Consider the following 24,727-nt stretch of genomic DNA (forward strand, 5'->3'; position numbering starts at 1 on the left):
CGCCGTCGGTGCCGCGTACCTCGCTGACACGCCGCGTGATGTTTGCCGCGGCCCATCGGTACCGTCGTCCCGACTGGAGCGATCAGGAAAACGTTGACGTATTCGGCGCCTGTGCCCATCCGCACTATCACGGTCACACTTATGTGTGTGACGTGACGGTGTCGGGGCCGGTGGACGAGGAAACTGGCTTCCTGGTGGATCTCGGGTTTCTCGATCAGGTGCTGCAGCGCGAGGTCCGGGCACGCTTCGATCACCGCAATATCAACATGGATGTTCCGGAGTTTGCCGACGGCAAATTGATTCCCACGGGCGAGAACCTGGCGCGCTTCATTTGCGAACGGGTGCAGGCCGCGTTGTCGCACACCACGGCGCGGGTCATTCGTGTGCATCTGGCGGAAGACGCGACCTTGAGCAGCACCTACGAGGTGGACGCGTGATGGAGCGGCGCCATGGTTTACCGCTGTTGGCGGTACTCGTGTTCGCAGCCTGCAGCAGCGCATCGCGTGGCCCGACCGCCGACCTGCCGCCGCATCGGCCGGAACCGCCGGCGCCGTACATGGCACCGGCCGCGGTTGTTCGGCCGCCCAACGTACGTGAGGTACTGCGCGGTATTGCCGACTCGGTGCTGGCCGCGCCCATGTGGCGGAACGCGCGCTGGGGCATGCTGGTGGTTGATGCACAGCGGGGTGACACGCTGTTGTCACACGACGCCGATCGGCTGTTCATGCCGGCGTCCAATCAGAAGCTGCTGACCGGCGCCATTGCGCTGGAGGTCCTTGGGCCGGATCACCAGTGGCGCACCCCGGTGCTGTTGCACGGCACGCAGCGGGGCCACACGTTTTTTGGTGACGTGCTTGTGCAGGGTTCGGGCGATCCAAGCGTGAGTCACGCGCTGCGCGGCGGCGACGCGGCATCAGCCTTTCAGCCCATGCTTGACGCGCTCAAGGCTCGCGGCATCACGCGCATTGCCGGGCGCATTCGTGCGGACGGGGACGCGCTGCCGGGGGCCACAACCGGCTACGGATGGGCGTGGGACGATTTTGACGCGGGTTACAGCGCGGCCATCGATGAACTGATGTTCAACGAAGGCGAGCTGTATGTGCATGTAAAGGCCGGCAGCAAGGTGGGGCAGCCGGTGCGTGTGCAGACACTTCCCACACGTGGCTATCCACGCGTTGCGGTGCGGGCCCGCACGCGGGACTCTGCGCCAGCCGCCATGAGTTCAGTCGCAGGCCGCGCCGAGCGCATCACGGTGGCCTATTACTCCATTGGTGACCGCGTGGTGGTGGATGGCAGCCTGGCACTCGGCGACAGCATGCGAGTGACGATGGCCTACCGTCACCCGGCTGATGCCTATCTGGCCGCACTGCGCGAACGTCTGGCCGACAGCGGCGTGGTGCTGCGCGCGCAGCGTGTGGCGCGTCGCGACACACTGGGCCGTGCACCCGATACGCTCACGGTGCTGATGTCTGCACCGTTTCCGGCTGTGCTGGCCCGCATGGAAAAGCCTTCACAAAACCAGATGGCGGAGTTGTTCTTTCGCAGCAGCGCGCTCAAAGCGACGGGCTCGGGTAGCGCCGACAGTGCACAGGCGCTTGGCGCTCGCGTATTGAGTCAGTGGGGGATTGGCGCGCAGGACGTGGCCTATCGCGATGGCAGTGGCCTGTCGCGTCATGACTATCTCACGCCACGCGCAGTCGTGCGCGTGCTCGATGCCGCGCATCGTGCGCCGTGGGGCGAGCTGTTTCGCAATTCGCTCCCGGTGGCCGGTGTGGACGGCACCATTGCCAACCGCATGCGTGGCACCCCGGCAGCCGGCAACGTGCGCGCCAAGACCGGTACACTCGACAAGGCCCGCGCACTATCGGGCTACGTGACCACGGCCGACGGTCAGTTGCTGCTGTTTTCGCTGCTGGCCAACAACTACAGCGTGCCGACGCGCGAAGTGGAGCGTGTGCAGGACCTGATCGCGGCCTATCTCGCGTCAACAACCCTGGTAACGGACAAGTGACCGGCGCGCGTGGTCTGTCGTACGACGATGCGCTGCACTCCATTCTGGACTCGGTGCGCGACCAGCGCACGCCGCTCGAGTGGATCGCGCTCGAGTCATCACTTGGTCGGGCGCTGGCGCAGGATGTAACGAGCCGCCTTGCGCTGCCGCCGTGGGACAATGCTGGCATGGACGGCTACGCTGTGCGGCGCAGCGATGTGCTGGGCGCGTCCCGCAGTGTGCCGCGCGTGCTGCCCGTGATCGGCACCAGCATGGCGGGCGCCGATGCCACCCAGTTGCCCTGGGTGCAGGCGGGTACGGCGCTTCGTATCATGACCGGGGCGCCCATGCCTCCGGGCGCCGACGCCGTGGTGCGTGTGGAGGACAGCGATGCCGGCGAGACGCAGGTGGTCATTCACGATGACCGCGATGCGCAGGGCCGCGGCAACGTGCGTCCGCGCGGCGAAGACGTGGAAAGCGGTCAGGTGGTCTTCACGGCTGGCACCAGCGTTCGCGCGGCGCACCTTGGTGTGCTCGCATCGATTGGCCAGCGGCAGGTGCCCGTGCACCGCGCCCCACGCGTGGCCATGGTGTCCAGCGGTGATGAACTGGTGCTGCTGGACGACTTTGACGCGGCGTTGGCAGGTCAGCGCATCGTGTCTTCGAGTCACTATGCGCTGCCGGCATTGCTGAAAGCAGCCGGTGCCGACGTACAGGTTCGCCCGCCGGTACCCGATACGCTTGATGCACTGACGCAGGCGCTTGGTGAAGCGTTGGACGATGGCTGCGACGTGCTGCTGACCACGGGTGGGGTGTCGGTGGGTGCGCATGACTATACCCGCGAAGCGCTGGCTCGTGTGGGTGGCACGCAGCATTTCTGGCGCGCGCGCATTCGCCCGGGTGGCCCCATTGGTACGGGCAGCGTTCGTGGGGTGCCCTGGATTGGATTGCCGGGCAATCCGGTGTCGACGCTGGTGACCGCAACGCTGTTTGCGTGGCCGCTGCTTCGCACGCTGGCCGGTCACAGAGCGGTGCTGCCGGCGCGCATTCCCGTGCGCGTGGCGCCATGGCTTGAGGCGCCACTCGAAACACCGGCCCCTCTTACCTACTTCCTGCGCGTACAACTGTCGGTGGGAGACGATGGCATGCTGGAAGCCGCGCCCGCCGGTGCACAGGGTTCCAACCTGCTGCGGACGATGGCCCTGGCCGATGCGCTGCTGATGGTACCCGAGACGGTAGAGCGTGTGATGCCGGGTAGTGTGCAGCAGGTCGTGCTGTGGCCCGAGTTTTCACTGCAGATGCCGTGGACATCAGCGCCGTTGCCGGCGCAGGGAGTCAGCTCATGAACCCCACCGATGCGCGGGCGCATGCCGGCGATGGAGCAGACGCCGTGCCGCACGTCACCGACCGGGTGTCCATTGCGGCACGCGCCGACCTGTTCACCTTGCAGGGCGAAGCACTCGACAACGCATTGGCGCGTTTGTTCGTGCTGGCCGATGAATCCATCACCGTTGGTGACGGCCACACGCATCGCACATTTGCGCTGCGCAAGCCGGCCAACGCCGATCACCTCATCAGCGAAGCCGATTTCGTGATGGATGAGCGGTTGCCGTATTGGGCCGACCTCTGGCCCTCCTCACGGGTGCTGGCCGGCGCACTGCTCAGGCATGTGGGCCAGGGCAAGCGTTTGCTGGAACTGGGCTGTGGCCTCGGTCTCGACACGGTGGCGGCCATGACGGCGGGCTACGCGGTGACGGCCACGGACTACTACGAAGACGCCCTGCACGTGACCCGCATGAACGCGCGCCACAACCTGGGGCATGAACCCACGGTGCGCATGGTGAACTGGCGGCAGTGGCCACACGACATTGGCGCCTTTGATGTGGTGATCGCGGCCGACGTGTTGTACGAGCGGGAGTACGCCACACTCGTGGCGCGGTGCATCGCGAGCGCACTGTCGCCAACTGGCGAAGCCTGGGTGGCGGACCCTGGCCGGTTGGCCCTGCCCGACTTTCTCGAGCAGCTGGCACCAGCGGGTCTGGTTCTGCGAGACCGGACCGTCGTGCCCTTCGAAGAGGGCGCCGTGAAGCAGCAGGTACAACTGCTGCGCATCACGCACGCCGACTGAGCCGCTACGCGGTCACGTGGCCGCCATCAACGCGCGCTGCAATGTGGTGAGCAGTTCGTTGGCCGCGAATGGCTTGGCCAGCACCGGCACTCTGGAGAGCGCCGTGAGGTCGTCCGCGTCGAGCTCGTCGTAGCCCGAGAAGAACACCAGGGGAAAGCCCGGATCGATTTGCCGCACGCGCCGCGCCAGTTGCACCCCATCGAGCACCGGCATGCGCAGACAGCTCCTCGCGCTGCGCGTGGAAGTGCTGCAGGGCTTCTTCCCCGTTCGCCGCCTCCACCACCGACCAGCCATGCCGCTCGAGCAGGCGACGCGTGGTGCGGCGCACTGCGTCGTCGTCGTCCACGAGCAGGAGCGCGTGCGCTGGTACCGCCAGCGTGCTGGTTGGCGTCTGTCGATTGGTGATTTCTGCCGAGGCCAACGGGAAGGCCACGCGCATCACCGTGCCTTGGCCTGGTACCGAGTCCACCCGAATGGTGCCACCGGCCTGCGTGACGACGCCGTAGACCACGGACAGCCCAAGCCCCGAGCCCGTGCCCAGAGGTTTGGTGCTGAAGAACGGCTCGAAGATCCGTGAGCGCGTGGCGTCATCGATACCGATGCCCGAATCGGCCACTTCGAGCGCGACGTGGAGACGTTGATCATCCCGGTTCACCTTGACGGCCAGCGTGCCGCCCTGTGGCATCGCGTCACGCGCGTTGAGCACCAGATTGAGGACGACCTGTTCGAGCTGACTGCGATCGGCGAGCACCCAGGCGGGTGAGGGCGGATCAGACTGCACGAGCAGTTGCACATTGGGTGGCACCGAGGTGCGGAACAGTGGCGTCATGTCCCGCACCAGGGCACCGAGATCCACGTGCTCCACCGCGCGCGGCTGCTAGCGGCTGAACGCGAGCAGCTGCCGCGTCAGCCGCGAGGCACGGTCGGCGGTGGACAACGCCACATCGAGATCCGCGCGCGCGGGCGCATCAGCCGGCAGACCATCACGCGCGAGTTCGACCGCGGTGCGAATGGCCGCCAGCAGGTTGTTGAAATCGTGCGCCACGCCGCCGGCCAGTTGGCCCACCGCCTCCATCTTCTGCGCAAGATCGAGGCGTTCCTGAATGGCGGCCCGTTCGCGTTCGAGTTCGCGGCGGCGCGACTGATCGCGCCAGGCCACCACCGATACGCGGCGTCCATCGAGTGCCGCGTGGCGAACGCTCACTTCCACCGGGACCTGCGTGCCGTCGGACTTCTGATGTACCCAGTCGAAGGTGAGCGCGCCTTCGTTCAGTGTCTGCTGACCGAGGGCGCGTGACTTGTCGTCTGAGGCCACTCCGTCGGGCTGTGTGGGCGGCGAGAATTCCGAGGGACGGTGGCCGATCAGCTGCGCCTTGTCGGTAAGGCCAAGCATGGCGAGTGCCGCCGGATTGCAGTCGATAACCCCCGACTGATCAGACAGCAGCAGTCCGTCCTGCGCGTGCTCGAAGATCAGGCGGAATCGCTCGTCCGCATCCTTGCGTTCCGTAATGTCCTGTCCAATGGCCACGATGCCCTGCGCGCTGCCATCGGCCCCCAGCACGCGCGTGACGTTCCACACCAGTGTCCGACGTGAACCGTCGGGCAGAATGGAATCATCTTCGAAGTTGAGCGTGCGTTTGCCCGCCAACACTTCGACGATGTCGGCAGCCACGAAGGCCTGGTGTTCCGGCGCGATGAAGCGCAAAACGTAGTTGCTGCCCATGGCCTCGCCGCGCGGCGTCTGGTACAGCAGCTCCGCCGCTCGATTCCAGAGGAATACCGTATGGTCCGGCCGCAGACCGACAATGACACTGCCCGCCGTTTCGACAATGGCGGCCAGAAGCGCGGGATCGTTGGTGGGCAGATCGGGCAGGCTGGACATTCCGGGAAGATGAACCCCAAACTGTTCTTTGGACAACACAGCGCTGTGGCAACTGCGCAACATTGTGCGGCGCTATTGCACCGACGCATCCGTCACAGATCCGGCTCACTGCGATTGAAACGCTCCGTTGCGTGGCGCGAACGCCCGTCACAAATGTCGCCGTTTCGCGCGGCTGGCGCGCGTGGCACCAGTCTTCCAGTAGAGGCCGGCATGCCTTCCCTGCCGCGCACTTCCCTCCTTCGCGCCCCACTCCTGGTAGTCGCGATCTTTGTTCTGGCCCTGCTGGCCCTCTACCCCGGCGCGTCGCTGCGTGCGCAGTCCAGCACCAACAGCTCGTCACAGTCGACGCCCGTAGCGGTGGACCCGCCCGCTGAGCGCGACGGCGAGGTGGCCGACATGTACGTGAAGGGCAAGCAGGTGGAAGTGCTGTACCGCAACACGGGACGCACCGCGACCAGCATTCTCGGCGAACTGCAGGTGCGCGATCAGGACGGCGAGCTGGTGGCCACCGCGACACTGGTGGAAGGCCGCACAGTGGGCGCGGGCCGCAGTGAGAAGCTGCGCGTGGCCATGCCGCCACTGGCCCCGGGTCATTACACGCTTTACGCGGTGGTGGACTTCGGCGGCGAATCGCTGACCGCCGCCGAAGCCGCATTGGAAATCAAGCCGTGACTTCGGCCTTGAGCTGACCAGCCACCACTTCGGCGATATCGAGTACCGGCACGTCCTTGCCGGCTCCCGTGACGCCGTCGGTGATCATGGTCATGCAGAACGGACAGGCCACGGCAATCTGATCGGCGCCCGTGGCCAGCAGCTCTTCGGTGCGCTCCACGTTGACGCGCTTGCCGACCGTCTCTTCCATCCACATGCGCCCACCGCCCGCGCCGCAGCAGAGCCCGCGGCTCTTGGTGCGCGCCGGTTCGACGAGCTCCACCACCGGCAGGGCCTTGCGCAGCGTGTTGCGCGGCGCGTCGTAGATCTCGTTGTAGCGGCCGAGATAACACGAGTCGTGGTAGGCCACCTTGAGGCGCTGACCATGCTCGGTGTCGAGCGGCACGCGGCCCTCACTGAGCAAGCGCTCGATGTACTCCGTGTGGTGAATGACCTCGTAGTGCCCGCCCAGATCGGGGAACTCCTTGCCCATCTGGTGGAAGCAGTGCGGACAGAAGGTCACGACGGTCCTCACCTGGTAGCCATCGAGTGTTTCGATGACGCCCTTGGCGAGCATCTGATACAGATACTCGTTGCCCATGCGGCGCGCCGGATCGCCATGACAGGTTTCTTCCTGTCCGAGAATGGCGAACTTGACGTTGGCGGCCTGCAGAATGCGCGCGAACGCGACCGTGATTTTCTTGGCGCGATCGTCGAAGGAGCCGGCGCAGCCCACCCAGAACAGGATATCGGGCTTCTCGCCTTCCGCCGCCATTTCGGCCATGGTGCGGATGTTGAGCCCCTCCGTCCATTTCTCGCGGTCAGCGGCGCTGAAGGCCCAGGGACTGCCGTTGCGCTCGAGACTGGTGAGGGCGGGTTGGATTTCCTCGGGGAAGCGCGACTCCATGAGCACCAAGTCGCGACGCAACTCGTTGATGATGTCGAGATGATCGATGCTGACCGGGCACTCCTGCACGCAAGCGCGGCAACTCGTGCAGGCCCAGAGTTCTTCCTCGCTGATCCAGCCGTCCAGCAGCTTCTTGTCGAGCACCGCCTGCTGTTCTTCCGTGGCCGTTCCACCACTTTCGGCCACGGCATCGAGCACGCTGGCCTTCTCGGTCAGGCGCGCGCGTGTTTTCACCACGATCATGCGCGGTGAGAGCAGCTTGCCCGTGAGATTGGCCGGGCACGAGGCCGTGCAACGACCGCACTCCGTGCAGGAATAGCCGTCGAGCAGGTTCTTCCAGGTGAGATGCTCGATGTCCGAGGCGCCAAACTGCTCGGCGTCTTCGGCCTCGAGATCCATGGGCCGCATGGCACCAACGCGCCCAGGCCCGCTGGTGTTGGAGAACCAGACGTTGATGAGCGACGAGAGGACGTGCAGGTGCTTGGACTTGGGCAGGTGGTTGAGGAACCACAGAATGCCCAGGGCATGAATCCACCACGATACGCGCGCCATGGTGTGCGCCGTTTCCGCACTCATGCCGCCGAAGAGCGGCAGCAGCATGGACGTGATGACCCGCCCGCCCATATCGGCGCCGGGTTGTTTGGCGTCACCCACGAATACCAGCAGCAGCGTGACCATGAGCGTGGCAATCACGCTCAGGATGAGCACCGCTTCGCCGCTGTGCACGGCGTCCACCGTAAAGCGCCGCGGCTTGATGACCAGACGGCGATACAGCAGGTAGCCCACCGGCAGCAGCACGAAGACCGCGAAGATTTCCTGCGAGAACACGTAGGGCACATACAGCAGGCGCGGCAGAATCACGTCCCAGGTGAAGGGCGTGTACAGCCCCTGGATCATGATTTCGACCGTGCCCAGGCCCAGCACGCAGAAGCCCCAGAACACCAGGGCATGCATCATGCCGCCCAGCGGCTCGCGCAGAATCTTGGACTGCGCGAGACCGATGAGCAGGAAGTTCTTCGTCCGGATATCCGGATGGTCTGTACGGTCTTCCGGCTTGGCCAGCTTGAGCCAGCGCACGAGGCGCTGCGCCTGGCGCGCAAAGACCGCAAGCGCGCCGGCGAGGATGACCGCAAACACTCCGTTGGCCAAGGTCACAGGTCAGCCCTGTGCCTTGGCCTTCTTCACCGCCTCAGTGAGGGCGGGTGCAATCTCGAACACATCACCCACGATGCCGTAGTCGGCAATCTTGAAGATGGGCGCGTCCTTGTCCTTGTTGATGGCGACGATGGTCTTGGACGTGCGCATGCCGGCGAGATGCTGAATGGCGCCGGAGATGCCAAGCGCGATGTAGAGATTGGGGCTGACGTTGCGTCCCGTCTGGCCGATCTGATCGGAGTGCGGACGCCAGCCTTCGTCGGTGACGGCGCGCGTTGCGCCGACGGCGGCGTTGCCAAAGGCATCGGCCATGTCTTCGCAGAGCTTGAAATGCTCGGGCGCCTTGAGGCCGCGGCCACCGGCAATGATCACCGGGGCGTCGTTGAGATCGAGCTTGCCGGCGTTGCCCTGCTTGAGCTCCACCACCTTCACGCGCGACGCGGCGGGATCGACCGCCGGCGCCAGCGCCTCTGTAGCGAGCGCACGCGCGGCCTCGGCGGGCTGGAACGCGGCCGGACGCACCGAGAGCACGGCCGGCGTGCCGGTGAGCGCCAACGTGGCGATGGTCTTGCCGTTCATGTTGAAGTGCTGGCCATGCACCGCGCCGCCTTCCACCGTGAAGCCGGTAAGGTCAGCGGCAAGACCGACACCCAAACGTGCCGCTACGCGCGGCGAGAGATCGCGGCCCTGCGCCGTGGCGCTGAACAGCGCGTAGGCATAGCTGCCACTCTGGAGCTTCTGCGCGAGCGTGGCCGTCAGGGCCTCGGGGTTGTACTGCGCAAAGCCGGCATGCTCGAGCACCAGGACCGTGTCGGCGCCATGCTGCGCGAGTGCGCCGGCCTTGTCGGCAATGCCCGCCGCGCCGGCGAGCACCGCGTGCACCTGTCCGCCGCCGGACTGCTCGGCCAGCGCACGGCCGGCCGTGACGGCTTCGAGAGCCACCTTGCGCAGTTCACCACCGCGCACTTCCGCGAATACAAGAACGTTGGCCATGATCAGAGCACCTTCGCTTCAGTCTGGAGGAGACGCACGAGTTCGGGCACCGCGTCGGCGTTCTCGCCGAGGATGCGGCCGGCGGCGCGCTCCGGAGGCAGGGCCATCTTCGCCACGCTGACGGCCGTCTGGCCGAGTTGCGCCGGCTTGACGTCGAGCGGCTTCTTCTTGGCGGCCATGATGCCCTTGAGGGACGGCAGGCGCTCCTTGTTGAGCCCATCGTCAATGGTGAGCAGCGCGGGCAGCGGGAACTCCACCACTTCGCTGGCGCCCTCGAGTGCGCGCTCGGCGCGGCCCGTGGCTCCATTGATGTCGAGCTTGAAGACGTTGGTCACGCACGGCAAGTCGAGCAGTTCGGCCACCATCGGACCCGTCATCTGGTTCATGGAGTCGATGGCGATACGACCGAAGAGCACGAGGTCATAGCCGCCGTCCTTGAGCTCAGCGGCCAGCGCCCGCGCAATGGCGAGGCCGTCGGCCGGAATGGACGCCGCCTGCAGCAGCACGCCGCGGTCTGCGCCCATGGCGAGCGCCTTGCGAATCTGCTCCTGGGCCGCGTCGGGCCCGAGCGAAATGGCCACCACTTCGCCGGCGTTGTTGTTCTTTTCCTTGAGCTGCAGGGCCGCTTCGATGGCCCAGAGGTCGAAGTCGTTGACGTCGTACTTGAGCCCCGCTTCGTCCACGCGCGTGCCGTCGGCCGCGATCGCGAACTTGGTTTCCATCACGGGGACGCGCTTGATGCACACGGCGATCTTCACCGCGGATGCTCCATTCGAAAGGCTGGGAGGAGGATCAGGGGAACCGGGCGGCACCGTGGTGCCGCCACGGGGAAGCTAGACAGCGTTCCCCCGACGGGCAATGCGACGAGAGCGTCGCATTTTCGCGGGATCAACTGTCCACTGTACGGGCGAGGGCCCCCTGACGTTCGGCGGGGCGATGCAGCCCCGCCGGCGAACGACACCGTGCGTCGTGCCTTACTTGAAGGCGTTCAGGCCGGTAATGGCCTGACCGAGGATGAGCGAGTGCACGTCGTGCGTGCCTTCGTAGGTGTACACGCTCTCGAGATTGGCCATGTGTCGCATGGCCCCATACTCGGCCAGGATGCCATTGCCACCGAGCAGACGCCGCGTTTCGCGCGCGATGTTGGTGGCAATGTCCACGTTGTTGCGCTTGGCCAGGGACACCTGGGTGGGCGTGAAGTTGCCGGCGTCCTTGAGGCGACCGAGGTGCAGCGAGACGAGCTGGCCCTTCACGATTTCCGTGAGCATGTCCGCGAGGCGCACCTGCTGGATCTGGAAGCCGCCAATGGGCTTGTCGAACATGACGCGGCTCTTGCTGTACGAGACGGCTTCCTCGAAGCAGGCGAGCGCGGCGCCGAGTACGCCCCAGGAGATACCGTAGCGGGCCTGCGTGAGGCACATGAGCGGGCTCTTGAGACCGTTGCTGTTGGGCAGCAGGGCCGTAGCCGGCACGTGTACATCGGTGAGCACCAGCTCCGACGTATCACTCGCGCGCAGCGAGAGCTTGCCCTTCTGATCCCGCGCCTGGAAGCCCGGCGTGTCGGTGGGCACGATGAAGCCGCGGATGGACGAGTCCTCCGTGCTGTCGCCGGTCTTGGCCCAGATGATGGCGATGTCGGCCTTGGAGCCGTTGGTGATCCACATCTTGCCACCGTTGATGATCCAGCTGCCGTCGGCCTGCTGGCGCGCGCGGGTGATCATGCCGGAGGGATTGGAGCCGTAGTCGGGCTCCGTCAGTCCGAAGCAGCCGATCAGCTCGGCCTTGGCCAGCTTGGGAAGGTAGTGCCTGCGCTGCTCCTCGCTGCCGAAGGCAAAGATGGGATACATGACCAGCGCACCCTGCACCGAACAGAAGGAACGGATGCCGGAATCGCCGCGCTCGAGCTCCTGCATGATGAGGCCGTAGGCCACGCTCGACAGGCCGGCGCAGCCGTACTCCTCGGGCAGGTTGGCGCCCAGGACGCCAAGTTCCGCGAGGCCGGGAATGAGCTCGTCGGGAAAACGCCCTTCGACGTAACACTCGCCGATGATGGGCAGGATGTGCTCGTCGACGTACTGCCGGATGGTGTCACGAATGGCGCGCTCTTCTTCCGTGAGCGCGGCATCGATGTTGAAGAGGTCGCCCGGATGGGCCTTGAGTTCGACGGAGGGGAGCGCCGCAATGGCGGCGGCTGCCTGGAGATCGGTGGCCATGGGAACTTGGCGAAAGATTGACACGAGGGGACTCGCTAAAGGTAAGGACAAGACGGGTCTTCCGGAGGCTGCAATCGGTACGGGTGATCTCGCGCACAGTGCCGGTGGGCCCGAAAGGGGCGAACCGTGCCTTGACGCGCGATTTTTCCGTCTCATGCTCCTGGCTGGTTGACACCAACGGGACGATGAAGTCGTATCCATCTCGTCCCACATTTCCTTTCCGACTTTAGCTGAGGATCGCGATGAAGCGATTGTTATCCACCGGTGCCCTGTTCCTGTCGTTGACGGTCGCCGCCTGTTCCGGCGGCAGCGACAACACGGGTCCCGGCAACCCGCCGCCGACACCCACGATCGGCATCGCCCTGTCGTCGGGCTCCTCCACCACCGCGCGTGGTGCCAGCGCCACGAGCACGGTGACCCTGACCCGTGGTGGTGGCTACACGGGTGAAGTCAGCCTGGCGGCCAGCGGCATGCCAGCCGGCGTGACGGTGACCTTTGCCCCGGCCACGCTGAGCGGCGGCACCAACAGTGTCACGGCGACTTTCAGCGTTGGAGCCACGGCGGCACCTGGCGCGGCCTCCATCACCATCACGGCCAGCGGCTCGGGTGTGACCTCGGCAACGGCCACCTACAGCCTCACCATTCCCACGCCGGCCATCGCCCTGACGGCCGGCTCCACAGCCCTGTCGGTTGTGCAGGGCGCCTCGGGCACGGTACCCATCACCATCACGCGTTCCAACGGCTTCGCCGATGGCGTGACGCTGGCGGTGAGCGGCCTGCCGACGGGCGTCACCGGCAGCTTTGCGCCGGCGACGATTGCTGCAGGCTCCACGACCAGCACGTTGACGCTGAACGTGGCGGCCAATGCGGCAGCGGCCACGACCCCCATCACCATCACCGCCAGTGGAACCGGCGTGACCGCACAGACGGCCACGGTGAACCTCACCGTGACGGCGGCGGCGTCGCCGGCCATTTCGCTGACGGCCAATCCGGCCGCCGTGAATGTGGTGTCGGGTGCAACGGCCACCACGTCCATCGGCATTGCGCGCACGGGTGGTTTTGCGGGTGAGGTCACGCTCGCGCTGGAAGGCGCGCCCGCCGGTCTCACGGGCACGTTCAGCGCGAGTCCGGTGCCTGGCACGGTGTTCGCCAGCATCCTCACGTTGAACGCTTCGGCCGCCGTGGCTCCGGGCACGTACAACCTCACGGTGCGTGGCACCGGCACGGGCGTCACGGCGCAGACGGTCAACATCAGCGTCACCGTGGCGGCGGCGCCGGGCATCACGCTCAGCACGGCGGCCAGCACGCTGTCGCTGTCGGCGGGCGCCACCGTGTCCACGGCCATCACCATCGTGCGTGTCGGCAGCTTTGCGGGCGACGTGACCCTGGCGGCCACAGGTCTGCCCACGGGTGTGACGGCCTCCTTTGCGCCGGCCACGCTTTCGGGCGCCACGCTCACCAGCACGCTCACACTCACCGCGGCGGCCAACGCCACGCTGGGTGCGGCCACGGTGACCATTACCGCAAGCGGCGCCGGCATCACGGCGCGCACGTCCAATGTGGCCCTCACGGTCGCCGCGGCGCAGGGCTTCAGCCTCACGGCGGGCGCCGTCTCGCTCACGCAGGGTGGCACGGCCACGAGCACGGTCAACATCACGCGCACGGGCGGCTTTGCGGCGGCGGTGGGCCTGGCCATCAGCGGCCTGCCCACGGGTGTCACAGCGACCATCAACCCGACCTCGGTGACCGGCACGTCGGCCACCATCACGTTCAACGCGGCCAGCAACGCGGCCACGGGCAACTTCACGGCCACCGTCACAGGCACGGCCACGGGTCTTGCCAACGTCACCACCACCATTGCGGGGTCGGTGACGGCGCAGGGCGGCGGCGGCGGGAACGTGAACTGGACGTTCTGTGATCCGGCCAGCTTCCCGCTGTGGTTCGCCGTGCAGAACGGCAGTGGCGCATGGACGCGCGTCAATCCGACGGGCACGATCAACCGTGTGTTCAGCTTTACGGTGGGCGCCAGCGGTGGCGTCGCCTACGCGCAGCAGTTCGATGGCAGCAGCGGTGTGCAGGTGACGGTGCAGTACCTGAGTGCGGCCGAAATGGGTGCAGGCGCTCAGACGGAGTGCCAGATCAACCGCGCGGGCAAGACGCTCAACGGCACCGTGGCGAACCTGACCGCGGGTCAGTTCGGCTTCATCTCCGTGGGCGGCGGCACCGCGACCGTCAACGGTCCGGCCACCACCTATACCATCAACGATGCCGCCGACGGCGTGACGGACCTGGTGGGTGTGCGCACGGCACTGAGTCCGTCATTTTCCTTCGTGCCGGACCGCGGTGTCATCCGCCGCAACGTGAACTACGCGGCCAACAGCAACATCCCGGTCGTGGACTTCCAGGGTGCGGAGTCCTTCCCGGTGGCCTCGGCCAACTACACGGTGGCCAATGCCAACGGCGAGCAGATCTTCCTGGTCGGCTCGTTCATCACGGGCAACGGCCTTGCCGGCACCTTCGCCTTCCCGGGTCTGTCGACGGGCAACGTGCAGACGGTGTATGGTGTGCCGAGTGCGCAGACGCAGGCCGGTGATCTGCATCAGGTCCTGGTGACTTCGACCGCAGGTACCGGGAACGTGACCTCGGGACGCATCTTCGCGCAGTACAACCGCATCCTCCAGGACCGCACCATCACGCTGGGCGCGGCGCTCAACCAGCCGACCATCACGTCGCTGGGCAGCGCGCCCTATAGCCGCTGGACGGCTACGGGCACCTGGCAGGCGGAGTACGGTGACGGCATTGGTGTGAGCTTCAGCCAGCAGAACAACAACACCAACGCGTGGACGGTGACCGTGTCGCGCAGCTATGCGGGCAACGGTGGCAACTACTCGATCACCGTGCCTGACTTCAGCGGCGTGGCCGGCTTCAACAACAGCTGGGGCATCGCGCCCGGCAGCACCAACTGGCAGCTCACCGCCACGGGTGGAATCTTCAACCTGACCGGTGTGGGCCCCACGGGCTTCACCGAGGGCGGCACGTTCCGCGCCGGTTACCGCACCGGCGTGACGAACTGATTCCCGACGAGGAATGAAAGACGCGGGCCCGGTGCACAGGATGTGCACCGGGCCCGTTGTCATTGCGGTGTGGCCGTCGCAGCAGGCGGCGTACCGTGTGCCGACCGCTCAGCCTACCTGCCGCTTGCGGCGTTCCAGCGGGGTCACATCGCGCCGCGCGGCCGGCGTGATGCCCACCTCGCGCGCCTTGGCACGGAACTCGGGGCCATGATCAACGGGGCGCGACGTCTCGTGTTGCCACTGATGCACCATCTCGTGCAGCAGCGTGTGCATGGCTTCGCGCCAGCCGTGCTTCACGATGTGCTGGCGCGACAGCACGATTTCCGGCGGCGTGTGTCGCGAACCGGCGTCGTAGTGCCCAAGCCGCGTGGCCATGCGGCCCGACAGGCGCACGGGAATGTCGCGCAACGCCCCGCCGAAATGCTGGCGATTGAGCTGACGATGCGCTTCGCTGAGCTGCGTCATGAGTGCGAGGTCGCCGGGCCGCAGCGGTTCCTGTCGACGTGGGGCCGGCGCGCGCTCCACGTCATGTGCAAGAATGACCTCACGCGCCGCCAGCCGTTCGGTCTTGGTACGCGCAATGGCAAAGGCCACCACGGCCCTGAGCACCGACTCCGGCGCCTCGGCGTAGCCCTCATGCACGCGCAGCGTACGACCAATGAGCGACACCATGACACGACGGGTGCGCATGAGCACCAGCGTGTCCACGCCCCGCAATCCCAGCTCCTCGAGGCGCGAGAACAATACGGCCGTGCGGGCCCGCAGAGCCGTACGACCGCGTGCCGGACGCTGATCGTCGGGCTCGGGTGCCATGGCAGCCGGCTCGGAAATCGGCCCGGGCACTGGCTCCGGGTCGGGGGCGTTGAACAGACCGAATTGCAGGGTGTCGTTGGCGGCCATCACGCGGAAGATGCGGGGGGCCGCTGGTCACGCGCAACCCGATTGTCGGTTATCCTTACCTCGCCATGACGCCCGCTCCCACCACCGGACTGCCCCGCGGACTCGAAGCCAGCTTTGAAACCGTGCGCTTGCTCGGCTCAGGCGGCATGGGTGCCGTATACCTCGTGCGGGACCGGTTTCTCGACCGCCTCGTCGCGCTCAAGATCCTGCTGGCCGAGGAAGCCACGCCGGAGCATCGCGAGCGCTTCCTTCGCGAAGCGCGAACAAGCGCACGATTGGAGCATCCGCACATCATCGATGTGTATCGTGCCGATGAGACCGACGGTGTGGTGTGGTTCTCCATGCGCTACGTCAATGGTGAGTCGTTGGGCGACCGGCTGCGTGATCGTGGCCCGATGTCGGTGAGTGAGACCGTGCGGGTGTTGCGTGAAGTCACCTGGGGTCTGGCCTATGCCCACGCACGTGGCGTCGTGCACCGCGACATCAAGCCGGACAACATTCTGCTCGACCGCGACTCGGGACGCGCGGTGCTCACCGACTTCGGCATATCGCGCGACGCGGAACAGGCCTCGACGCTCACCATGCACGGTCATGTGCTGGGCAGCGTGCACTACATGAGTCCCGAACAGGCGTCGGGCGAGACCGTGGACGGCCGCAGCGACATCTATGCGCTGGGCTGCGTGGCGTATCATGCGTTGGCCGGTCGCCCGCCCTATGATGGGTCGGCGCAGAGTGTGCTCGTGGCGCATGTCACCCGTCCGCTGCCGGTGTTGGGCGATGCGGTGCCGGGCCTGCCCCCTGCCCTGGTGCGCATCGTGGAGCGCTGTCTGGCCAAGGAGCCGTCGGCACGCTACCAGACCGCCGACAATCTCGCGGCCGAGTTGGACTCGGTGCTGGAACAGGTGGCCGCCGCGGAACGTGCGGCGGCGGACTCCGAGCCGGGCGCGCTGCTCTCCGAGGCCGATGCGTTGGCGATCTGGCAGCGGGCAGCGCAGCTGCAGGCCGAGGCGGCACACCGCATGGAGCGCGTAGCCGCCCCGCCCACCGAGACCAGCGAGGAGGCCGAGGGCTACCGTGTGCGTGCCGTCGAAGCGGCGGCCGTGGAAGCCGGGATCTCGCGACAGTACGTGGCCATTGCGCTGGCCGAACTGCGCGCCAACTCGGCATCCGGTCGTCAGGTCACGCCCGTGTCGGCACGTGCCGATCGCCGCATGACGCTGCTCATGGGTACGGCCGACCGCGCACTGTCGGTGTCGCGCGTCATTCCTGCATCGCCAAAGGACACGCTGCAGGCGCTGGGCGCGGTGTTCACGTCGAACCCGCGCAACTTCACCGTGCAGGACACCATCAATGGCCACCCGCTCGACGGCGGCATTCTGCGCTTCCGCGTACCGCGCATGATGGAGGCGTACAGCAACCCCATGGTGGCGTTCTCCCGTGAGAACCAGTTGCGCTACCGGCTCGAGCAGATCGAACTGTTTGATCTCAATGTGACGCTGCAGGCGCGCGGCGACGCACGCAGGCCGGCCTGCGAGGTGGTCATCACCGGCGACCTCCGTGAAGGACTGCGCCGCAATATCACGTGGGACCTGTCCATGATGGGCGGCGCCAGTACGTTGGCCTTTGCCGGTGCCACCAAGGCGCTTGGAGTCATGCTTGGTGTTGGCGCGCTAACGGCTGCACCGTTGGCCGGTGCAGCCGGCGTGGCCATGCTGGCGGCTGGTGGCACGGCCATGTGGTATCGCTGGCTGTTTCGAAAGGCGCTCGCCAAGGCCATCGACGAGCTCAACGAACTGCTGGCCGAGGTGGAGCGTCATCTCAACCAGCGCACGCTCTTCAGCGCCGAGGGGGCGTTGGGTATGGGGCGTTCGCTGACTGACGAGAGCGACGCGGGACGCTGAGTTCGAGCGGCCCCGGTACATACGCCCGGGCCGTGGCGTCGTAGGGCCAGGCGCGCAGAGCGAGTGCGCTGGCACTGGCCTCAATGACCGTGACCGCGCTGGGCCGATGACCGCGCATGCGGTTGGACAGGGTGTTGGCCGTGCTGGCCACAAACTGTCCGGTTGCGCGGGTGACGAGCTCGAGCCGCTCCTCGTGGTCATGGCCGGAGCAGACGACGTCCACGTCGAGAGCGGCGAGCGCGTCGAGCTGCACCTGTGGGCGTGCGAGGCCCCAGCGCTTCGACAGCCGTCCCTTCACGACGTTGTGATGGACCACGGCAATGCGCAAACTGTCAGGCGGCGCACCCGCCAACTTGCGGCGCGCCACGTCGATCTGCGCTTGGGTAAGGCCACCCTTCACGCGCCAGTCGCGCGGGTACCACGTGAGCGCGGCTGGCAGCATGCCCAGCGAGGAATTGAGTCCCACGAGCGACACGCCAGGCAGATGCAGCGCCGGTTCCAGCTCAGTGTTGACGTGCTCACGATAGCGCGCATGCAGTGTCTGTGCCTCGCCCCAGCCGAACGGCGCATGCCACCAGGCCGTGTCGTGATTGCCGGGCACCACCATGAGAGGGGCACAGGCGGCAAAGCGGTCGAGCCACACGCGCGCTTCGCGGAACTCGTGCACGCGGGCGCGCTGCGAAACGTCACCCGACATGACAATCGCATCCCAGCGCGTACCGCGCGCGAGATCGAGCGCCGCCTCCACATGCGCCGCCACGAAGGGCCGTCCGCAGTGGAGGTCGGAGCAATGCAGGACGCGCACGGTTCGGTGTGCGACGTCTGCCTGATCTGGCTCTGACGAACCTGAATCAGCCAAGCTTGGATCAGCCAAGCTTGGCGATGACGGCGTTGGTGAATTCGTCGGTCGACGCGGTGCCGCCGAGGTCGCGCGTGAGCACCTGGCCCTCGCGAATGGTGGTTTCGAAAGCCGTGCGAATGCGCTTGGCGCGCTCCCAGTCACCCATGTGCTCGAGCATCATGCAGGCGGCGAGTACCAACGCGCCGGGGTTGGCGATGTTCTTGCCCGCGATGTCGGGCGCCGTGCCGTGCACCGCCTCGAAGATGGCGGCGTTCTTTCCGATGTTGGCGCCAGGCGCGAGGCCTAGGCCACCCACAAGACCCGAGATTTCGTCGGAGAGGATGTCACCAAACAGATTGGTGGTGACCACGACGTCGAACTGCTCGGGACGCATGACGAGATGCATGGCCATGGCGTCGATGATACGCTCCTCGAACTGCACACGACCCGCGTACTCGGCGGCCACCATGCGGCCGACATCGAGGAAGAGGCCCTGCGAGAACTTGAGGATGTTGGCCTTGTGCACCAGCGTGACCTTTTCGCGGCCGTGCGCCAGGGCGTATTCGAAGGCATAGCGCACAATCCGCTCCGAGCCTTCACGCGTGATGATGGCTACCGACTCGGCCGCTGCCTTGGGGTCGTCACCAATGCGCACGTAATGCTCGACGCCGATGTAGAGCCCCTCGGTGTTTTCGCGAACGAGCACGATGTCGATGTTGTCGAAACGGCCCGGCACGATGGTGTAGGCCGGCCGCACATTGGCGTAGAGGTCGAAGGTCTTGCGCAGCGCCACGTTGATGGAGCGGAAACCTTCGCCCACCGGCGTCTCCAGCGGCCCCTTGAGCGCGAGGCGGGTGCGCTTGATGGAATCAAGCGTGGCCTCGGGGATGGGATCGTTCCAGCGCGCCACGCCGGCCATGCCGGCCACCTGGCGGTCCCACTCGATGTCGGCGCCGGCCGCGGCGAGGATGCGAACGGTGGCGTCGGCGATGGACGGGCCAATGCCATCGCCAGGGATGAGGGTGACGGGAGTAGCCATGGCGTGCGGGGAGCGTCGTGGTGGCGTATGAGCACGGGACGGCCTGCATGGCTGCCCCGGATAGTGGTCAGTCCTGAAAGATACCCTGCTGCTCACGTGGCAGGACACCCGTTCCGGGGCATCCAGGGGACATCAACGTCCGGGATTCCCGCGGCGTAGCAGAGGCGTACCCGAGGCGTATGCCAAAAAACACGGACGCGGCGCATTGACAACCCGGTGTCCCGACGCGCAATTGGGCACACCTTCCCACCTCTCCACCCCACCCGCGTGACTCGACTGACCAACGTCCTCCCCTGGGTCGGCGTCTCGGCTGTTGGTGCCGGCGCCCTCGCCTACGTGGCGATCAACCGAGGCGAAACCATCTCTGCGGCCTGGCTGCTGACGGCCGCCATCTGCATCTACCTGATCGGCTATCGGTTCTACAGCCGCATCATCTCCCACGACATTTTCGGGCTCGATGCGAACCGGGCCACACCGGCCGAACGGCTGGAAGACGGCCGCGACTACGTGCCCACCAACAAGTGGGTGACCTTCGGGCATCACTTTGCCGCCATTGCCGGCCCCGGACCGCTGGTGGGCCCCACACTGGCCGCGCAGTTCGGCTTCCTGCCCGGCGCGCTCTGGATCGTGGTCGGTGTGGTGCTTGGTGGCGCGGTGCAGGACTTCGTCATTCTCTGCGCGTCCATCCGCCGTGATGGCAAGTCGCTGGGGCAGATGGCCAAGGAAGAAATCGGGACAGTTGCCGGTGCCACCGCGTTGATCGCGGTGCTGGGCATCATGATCATCCTGATTTCCGTGCTGGCACTGGTGGTGGTGAACGCGCTGCGCGACAGCCCCTGGGGCACGGTGACGATTCTGCTCACCATTCCCATCGCGCTGTTCATGGGGCTCTACATGCGCTACCTGCGGCCGGGTGCGGTGCTCGAGACCACGGCCATCGGGCTGGTGATGCTCGCGCTGTCGCTGTACGCGGGCAAGTGGGTATCGGAGTCGGCCACATGGGCGCCGGTGTTCACGCTCAGCGGCACGACGCTGGCCTGGGGCATCATGGTGTATGGCTTTGCCGCGTCGGTGCTTCCGGTGTGGCTGCTGCTGGCGCCGCGTGACTATCTGTCGGCGTTCGTGAAGATCGGTGTGGTTCTGGCGCTGGGCATCGGCATCATCGTGGTGTTGCCACCGCTCGAGATGCCGGCCGTCACCAAGTTCATCGACGGTACCGGGCCGGTGTTCGCGGGCAAGCTCTTCCCGTTCTGTTTCGTGACCATCGCCTGCGGCGCCATCTCGGGCTTCCACGCGCTGATCTCGTCGGGTACGACGCCCAAGATCATCCGCCGCGAACCCGATGCACGCCTCATTGGCTACGGCAGTATGCTCACCGAGTCGCTGGTGGCCATCATGGCCCTCGTGGCGGCCTGCGTGCTGACGCCGGGCATCTACTTCGCGATCAACTCACCGGTGTCGGTCATTGGCGCCACGGCGGTGTCTGCGGCGGACACGATCAACAGTTGGGCCTTGTTCAAGCCCATCACGGCGGCCGAGCTGGAGTTGCTGGCGCAGCAGGTGGGCGAGAACTCCCTGCTCTCGCGCACGGGCGGCGCGCCCAGTCTCGCGGTGGGCATGGCCCATCTCTTCTCGCAGGCCCTGGGCGGCGAGGGGGCGATGGCGCTCTGGTACCACTTCGCCATCATGTTCGAGGCGCTGTTCATTCTCACCACGCTCGATGCCGGCACCCGGGTCGGTCGCTTCATGCTTCAGGACCTGCTGGGCAACGTGTACAAGCCGCTGGGCCGCGTGTCCTGGTATCCGGCGGTGCTGTTCACGAGTGCGATCTTCGTGGCCATGTGGGGTTACTTCCTGTACCAGGGTGTGACGGACCCGCTGGGCGGCATCAACTCGCTGTGGCCGCTGTTCGGTATCTCGAACCAGTTGCTGGCCACGGTGGCGCTCTGTGTGGGCACGACCATCATCATCAAGATGGGCAAGGCCAAGTACGCCTTCGTGACCATCATTCCGCTGGTGTGGCTGGTCATCGTGACGGCGTCGGCTGGCCTGCTCAAGATCTTCAGCAGCGACCCGAAGCTGGGCTTCCTGTCGCACGCGGCCATGCTGAAGGAGCAGATTGCCACCAACACACTGCCGGCCAACATCAAGACGGTGGAAGCGGCGCAGCGCATGATCTTCAACGACAACCTGGACGCGGGTGTAGCGGCGTTCTTCCTCGTGGCGGTGGTGGTCATTCTGGGCGCGTCCATTCGCGAGTGGCTGGCCGTGATCAACGGCCGCAAGGCGGCCGTGTCCAGCGAAGTGCCGTTCCAGCAGACACAGCTCACGGGAGCCTGAGTCATGCGCCGTGAACCCGTTTCCTTCACGGCGGCTTCGACCCGCCAGACCGCGCTCTTCGGAGCGCGGTCCTGGCGGCGCACGCTTGCGCAGCTGGTGGCGCTGGTGCGCCGCCTGATCGGCGTGCCAGATTACGAGACGTATCTGGCGCATATGCATCGCAAGTACCCGGGGTGCACACCACTCGACCCGGAAACGTTCGAGCAGGAGCGTCTCACGGCACGTTATCGCAGCGCAGGCACGCGCTGCTGTTGACCGGTCTTTCCGATCGTCCTCTCCCCCACGCGTCCCATGCGTTCTTCCCTGTCCAGCGCGGCGTTCCGTAACGCCGCGCTTGCTGTTTGTACGGCCCTGCTTGTCACGCCTGAGGCTCAGGCCCAGCAGGCCAGCCCCGCGGTGAACGCGACCTCGTTTGACTTCACGATCGCCAACATCATGCGCGGTCCTGAGCACTATGGACGCGAGCCGCAAAACGTACGCTGGCATGCCAACGGGCAGTGGCTGTACTTCCAGTGGGCGCCGGCCGGCAGCGCGTGGAACGCCCCCACGGCCACGTATCGCGTGCGCGCGGCAGCGGGTGCGCTGCCAGAGCGGGTGAGCGAGGCGCATGTCGACTCGGTGGCCGTACTGCTGGCCGACGGGGTGCTCAACCGGGCGGGAACACAGCGCCTGGTGAACAGTGGCGGCGACCTTTTTCTGGTGGGCCAGCGCGATCTGCGCGTGAAGGCGCTGACGCGCACGGTGGCCGTGGAAAGCAATGCGCGTTTCACCGCCGATGAACAGGGCGTGCTGTTTGTGCAGGGTGGCAATGCGTATCGCGTGGACTTGGCCAGCGGCTCGGTGGAGCAACTGACCGACATTCGCAGCGGCCCGGCGCCTCGTGACGCGGAGCGCACCACTGGCATGCGCGGTGCCCTCGAGCGGCAGCAACGGCAGTTGCTTGACGTCATTCGCGATCAGGACCTGCAGGACTCGCTGCAGCGTGTGAATCGCGACGCACAGCGGGCCCTGCGGCTGCCTGTTGTTTACTTGCCCGCCGGCGAACGCCTGGTGAGCCTCAACGTGTCCCCGTCGGCGCGCACGGCGGTGGTGATTACGGCTAGTGGTGGTGGCTTTGGTGGTCCGGCCGGTGCTGGCGCTGCGGCAGGCGGCGCGGGTCAGGCCCGCACCACGCAGGTGCCCAACTACGTGACCGGCAGCGGCTTCACGGAGGAAATTCCGAGTCGCCCCAAGGTGGGCGATGCCACGGGCCGCTCGCGGGCCTGGCGCCTGGTGCTGGCCACGGGGGCGCTGCAGCCGCTCTGGGTCATCAATGGCGACAGCACGCGCATGTCCTCACAGGTGCGCTTCGTGGACTGGGCCAGCGACGGCAGCGCCGCCATGCTGGCCGCCTTCACCCCCGACAACAAGTGGCGCTACCTGAGCACGGTGGGCGACACGGGCCGTGTGCGCATTGTGGAGGCCCTCAACGACACGGCCTGGGTGGGCGGCCCCTGCGGCGGCTGCATGGGCATTCTGCCCAACGGCCAGGTGTATTTCGCCAGCGAGGCCAGCGGCTATGCGCATCTCTACCGCGCCGATCGTGATGGCGCAAACAAGACGGCACTCACCAGTGGCAACTGGGAGGTGGAGCGGGCCGAGCTGAGCGCCGACGGCAAGACCTTTCTGCTGCACACGAGTGAAGAGTCGCCCTTTGTGCGGCATGCCTATCGCATGCCCGTGGCGGGTGGCGCGCGCACGAAGCTCACGCGCGAACATGGTGGGCACAGCATTGTCCTGAGCCCTGATGGCAAGCGTTTCGCCGACGTGTACTCGGCCAGCAATCTGCCGCCCGAGCTGTATGTGATGGCCGCTGATGGCAGTGGCGCCACACGCCTCACCACGTCTACCTCAGTGGCGTTTCGCTCGCGCAACTGGATCAAGCCGGCCATTGTGAGAATCCCGGCCAGCGATGGCATCGAGGTGCCGGCGCGCATCTACCGCCCCGAGGACCTGGGGGCGAAGCCGAACGGCGCGGCGGTGATCTTTGTGCACGGGGCCGGCTATCTGCACAACGTGCACGATTTCTGGAGCAGCTACGCACGCGAGTACATGTTCAACCAGTTGCTGGCGAGTCGTGGTTATGTCGTGCTGGACATCGACTACCGCGCGAGTGCGGGCTACGGTCGCGACTGGCGCACGGCCATCTACCGCTGGATGGGTGGACGTGATCTGCAGGATCATGTGGATGCGTCGGCCTGGCTGGGCCGCACGTACAACATCGATCCGGAGCGCATTGGTTTGTACGGCGGCAGCTATGGTGGCTTCATGACGCTGATGGCGCTGTTCACGGCGCCCAAGTCGTTCGGCGCCGGCGCCGCGCTGCGCAGTGTGACCGACTGGGCGCACTACAACCAGGGCTACACGTCCAACATTCTCAATTTGCCGCAGACGGACACGCTGGCGTATCGCCGCTCGTCACCCATGTTCTTTGCCGAGGGCCTCGAGGATCCGCTGCTCATGGCGCACGGCATGGTGGACACCAACGTGCACTTCCAGGACATCGTGCGACTGTCACAGCGTCTCATCGAACTGGGCAAGACCAACTGGGAGCTGGCCGTGTACCCGGTGGAGGATCACGGCTTCACGCGTCCCGACTCGTGGACGGACGAATACCGCCGGATCTTCGAGCTGTTCGAGCGGACCATCGGTCAGCCGCGCGGCGGACGGTAAC

The 24,727-nt window shown here is 66.3% G+C and carries 19 protein-coding genes; 10 read left to right on the forward strand and 9 right to left on the reverse strand.

What is annotated here, in order from left to right:
- The first annotated feature begins 8 nt into the window (after positions 1 to 8).
- The 4 genes from B2747_RS17095 to B2747_RS17110 are packed head-to-tail and all read left to right on the forward strand — an operon-like array spanning position 9 to position 4,118.
- Complete coding sequence (locus B2747_RS17095) at positions 9 to 437, forward strand: 6-carboxytetrahydropterin synthase (protein WP_291163748.1); 429 nt, start codon at positions 9 to 11, stop codon at positions 435 to 437.
- Positions 437 to 2,011 carry a D-alanyl-D-alanine carboxypeptidase/D-alanyl-D-alanine endopeptidase gene (dacB, locus tag B2747_RS17100; RefSeq protein WP_291163750.1) on the forward strand — a complete coding sequence of 525 codons (1,575 nt, stop codon included), beginning with the start codon at positions 437 to 439 and terminating at the stop codon, positions 2,009 to 2,011. The genes B2747_RS17095 and dacB overlap by 1 nt, the downstream gene beginning before the upstream one ends.
- A complete protein-coding gene (gene glp / locus B2747_RS17105; protein WP_291163753.1) occupies positions 2,008 to 3,336 on the forward strand; it encodes a gephyrin-like molybdotransferase Glp in 1,329 nt (442 codons plus the stop codon). The genes dacB and glp overlap by 4 nt, the downstream gene beginning before the upstream one ends.
- Complete coding sequence (locus B2747_RS17110) at positions 3,333 to 4,118, forward strand: class I SAM-dependent methyltransferase (RefSeq protein ID WP_291163755.1); 786 nt, start codon at positions 3,333 to 3,335, stop codon at positions 4,116 to 4,118. The genes glp and B2747_RS17110 overlap by 4 nt, the downstream gene beginning before the upstream one ends.
- A gap of 4 nt (positions 4,119 to 4,122) precedes the next feature.
- On the opposite strand, the gene B2747_RS17115 is transcribed toward B2747_RS17110, so the two are convergent.
- Together B2747_RS17115 and B2747_RS17120 are read right to left on the reverse strand one after the other, a co-directional pair.
- A complete protein-coding gene (locus tag B2747_RS17115) occupies positions 4,123 to 4,947 on the reverse strand; it encodes an ATP-binding protein (protein WP_291163758.1) in 825 nt (274 codons plus the stop codon).
- 48 nt (positions 4,948 to 4,995) lie between these two features.
- Positions 4,996 to 6,000 carry a PAS domain-containing protein gene (locus B2747_RS17120; RefSeq protein ID WP_291163761.1) on the reverse strand — a complete coding sequence of 335 codons (1,005 nt, stop codon included), beginning with the start codon at positions 5,998 to 6,000 and terminating at the stop codon, positions 4,996 to 4,998.
- Between the two features lie 210 nt (positions 6,001 to 6,210).
- Here B2747_RS17120 and B2747_RS17125 point away from each other — a divergent pair, with 210 nt between their 5' ends.
- Positions 6,211 to 6,672: a hypothetical protein gene (locus tag B2747_RS17125; protein ID WP_291163764.1), complete on the forward strand. Its 462-nt coding sequence runs from the start codon at positions 6,211 to 6,213 to the stop codon at positions 6,670 to 6,672.
- Here the strand turns inward: B2747_RS17125 and B2747_RS17130 are convergent.
- From B2747_RS17130 to B2747_RS17145, 4 genes are all read right to left on the reverse strand, one after another.
- Positions 6,662 to 8,713, reverse strand: coding sequence for a (Fe-S)-binding protein (locus B2747_RS17130; RefSeq protein ID WP_291163767.1), 2,052 nt, complete (start codon positions 8,711 to 8,713; stop codon positions 6,662 to 6,664). The two genes, B2747_RS17125 and B2747_RS17130, sit on opposite strands and share 11 nt — an antisense overlap.
- 3 nt (positions 8,714 to 8,716) lie before the next feature.
- Positions 8,717 to 9,706: an electron transfer flavoprotein subunit alpha/FixB family protein gene (locus tag B2747_RS17135; protein WP_291163770.1), complete on the reverse strand. Its 990-nt coding sequence runs from the start codon at positions 9,704 to 9,706 to the stop codon at positions 8,717 to 8,719.
- Between the two features lie 2 nt (positions 9,707 to 9,708).
- Positions 9,709 to 10,464 (reverse strand): electron transfer flavoprotein subunit beta/FixA family protein, encoded by a 756-nt coding sequence (locus B2747_RS17140; protein ID WP_291163772.1) that lies wholly within the window; start codon positions 10,462 to 10,464, stop codon positions 9,709 to 9,711.
- Between the two features lie 216 nt (positions 10,465 to 10,680).
- Positions 10,681 to 11,919, reverse strand: coding sequence for an acyl-CoA dehydrogenase family protein (locus tag B2747_RS17145; RefSeq protein WP_291163775.1), 1,239 nt, complete (start codon positions 11,917 to 11,919; stop codon positions 10,681 to 10,683).
- A 242-nt stretch (positions 11,920 to 12,161) separates the two neighbouring features.
- On the opposite strand from B2747_RS17145, the gene B2747_RS17150 reads away from it, so the two are divergent.
- Positions 12,162 to 14,993: a hypothetical protein gene (locus B2747_RS17150; protein ID WP_291163778.1), complete on the forward strand. Its 2,832-nt coding sequence runs from the start codon at positions 12,162 to 12,164 to the stop codon at positions 14,991 to 14,993.
- Between the two features lie 108 nt (positions 14,994 to 15,101).
- Here the strand turns inward: B2747_RS17150 and B2747_RS17155 are convergent, their stop codons facing one another.
- Positions 15,102 to 15,893: a SprT-like domain-containing protein gene (locus B2747_RS17155; protein WP_291163780.1), complete on the reverse strand. Its 792-nt coding sequence runs from the start codon at positions 15,891 to 15,893 to the stop codon at positions 15,102 to 15,104.
- Between the two features lie 65 nt (positions 15,894 to 15,958).
- Here B2747_RS17155 and B2747_RS17160 point away from each other — a divergent pair, with 65 nt between their 5' ends.
- Positions 15,959 to 17,794: a serine/threonine-protein kinase gene (locus tag B2747_RS17160; RefSeq protein WP_291163783.1), complete on the forward strand. Its 1,836-nt coding sequence runs from the start codon at positions 15,959 to 15,961 to the stop codon at positions 17,792 to 17,794.
- On the opposite strand, the gene B2747_RS17165 is transcribed toward B2747_RS17160, so the two are convergent.
- The gene (locus B2747_RS17165; protein ID WP_291163786.1) at positions 17,730 to 18,599 is read right to left on the reverse strand and encodes a metallophosphoesterase family protein; all 870 of its coding nucleotides are present in this window, start codon (positions 18,597 to 18,599) and stop codon (positions 17,730 to 17,732) included. The two genes, B2747_RS17160 and B2747_RS17165, sit on opposite strands and share 65 nt — an antisense overlap.
- Before the next feature lie 61 nt (positions 18,600 to 18,660).
- Positions 18,661 to 19,674 (reverse strand): isocitrate/isopropylmalate dehydrogenase family protein, encoded by a 1,014-nt coding sequence (locus tag B2747_RS17170; protein WP_291163788.1) that lies wholly within the window; start codon positions 19,672 to 19,674, stop codon positions 18,661 to 18,663.
- Positions 19,675 to 19,941: 267 nt separating this feature from the next.
- Between B2747_RS17170 and B2747_RS17175 the strand changes: the two genes are divergently transcribed.
- Genes B2747_RS17175 through B2747_RS17185 form a run of 3 tightly spaced genes read left to right on the forward strand, consistent with a single transcriptional unit; the run spans position 19,942 to position 24,726 of the window.
- Positions 19,942 to 22,014, forward strand: coding sequence for a carbon starvation CstA family protein (locus B2747_RS17175; protein WP_291163791.1), 2,073 nt, complete (start codon positions 19,942 to 19,944; stop codon positions 22,012 to 22,014).
- A 3-nt stretch (positions 22,015 to 22,017) separates the two neighbouring features.
- The gene (locus B2747_RS17180) at positions 22,018 to 22,269 is read left to right on the forward strand and encodes a YbdD/YjiX family protein (protein ID WP_291163794.1); all 252 of its coding nucleotides are present in this window, start codon (positions 22,018 to 22,020) and stop codon (positions 22,267 to 22,269) included.
- Between the two features lie 36 nt (positions 22,270 to 22,305).
- Positions 22,306 to 24,726 (forward strand): S9 family peptidase, encoded by a 2,421-nt coding sequence (locus tag B2747_RS17185; RefSeq protein WP_291163797.1) that lies wholly within the window; start codon positions 22,306 to 22,308, stop codon positions 24,724 to 24,726.
- Position 24,727 lies beyond the last annotated feature (1 nt).

The sequence above is a fragment of the Gemmatimonas sp. UBA7669 genome, from assembly GCF_002483225.1.
Lineage (GTDB): Bacteria > Gemmatimonadota > Gemmatimonadetes > Gemmatimonadales > Gemmatimonadaceae > Gemmatimonas.

Excerpts from the sequence above, each read along its gene's own strand:
- dacB (WP_291163750.1), top strand. The coding sequence starts at position 437 with ATGGAGCGGCGCCATGGTTTACCGCTGTTGGCGGTACTCGTGTTCGCA.
- B2747_RS17110 (WP_291163755.1), top strand. The coding sequence starts at position 3,333 with ATGAACCCCACCGATGCGCGGGCGCATGCCGGCGATGGAGCAGACGCC.
- B2747_RS17115 (WP_291163758.1), bottom strand. The coding sequence starts at position 4,947 with ATGACGCCACTGTTCCGCACCTCGGTGCCACCCAATGTGCAACTGCTC.
- B2747_RS17120 (WP_291163761.1), bottom strand. The coding sequence starts at position 6,000 with ATGTCCAGCCTGCCCGATCTGCCCACCAACGATCCCGCGCTTCTGGCC.
- B2747_RS17125 (WP_291163764.1), top strand. The coding sequence starts at position 6,211 with ATGCCTTCCCTGCCGCGCACTTCCCTCCTTCGCGCCCCACTCCTGGTA.
- B2747_RS17135 (WP_291163770.1), bottom strand. The coding sequence starts at position 9,706 with ATGGCCAACGTTCTTGTATTCGCGGAAGTGCGCGGTGGTGAACTGCGC.
- B2747_RS17145 (WP_291163775.1), bottom strand. The coding sequence starts at position 11,919 with ATGGCCACCGATCTCCAGGCAGCCGCCGCCATTGCGGCGCTCCCCTCC.
- B2747_RS17150 (WP_291163778.1), top strand. The coding sequence starts at position 12,162 with ATGAAGCGATTGTTATCCACCGGTGCCCTGTTCCTGTCGTTGACGGTC.
- B2747_RS17155 (WP_291163780.1), bottom strand. The coding sequence starts at position 15,893 with ATGGCCGCCAACGACACCCTGCAATTCGGTCTGTTCAACGCCCCCGAC.
- B2747_RS17160 (WP_291163783.1), top strand. The coding sequence starts at position 15,959 with ATGACGCCCGCTCCCACCACCGGACTGCCCCGCGGACTCGAAGCCAGC.
- B2747_RS17170 (WP_291163788.1), bottom strand. The coding sequence starts at position 19,674 with ATGGCTACTCCCGTCACCCTCATCCCTGGCGATGGCATTGGCCCGTCC.
- B2747_RS17180 (WP_291163794.1), top strand. The coding sequence starts at position 22,018 with ATGCGCCGTGAACCCGTTTCCTTCACGGCGGCTTCGACCCGCCAGACC.
- B2747_RS17185 (WP_291163797.1), top strand. The coding sequence starts at position 22,306 with ATGCGTTCTTCCCTGTCCAGCGCGGCGTTCCGTAACGCCGCGCTTGCT.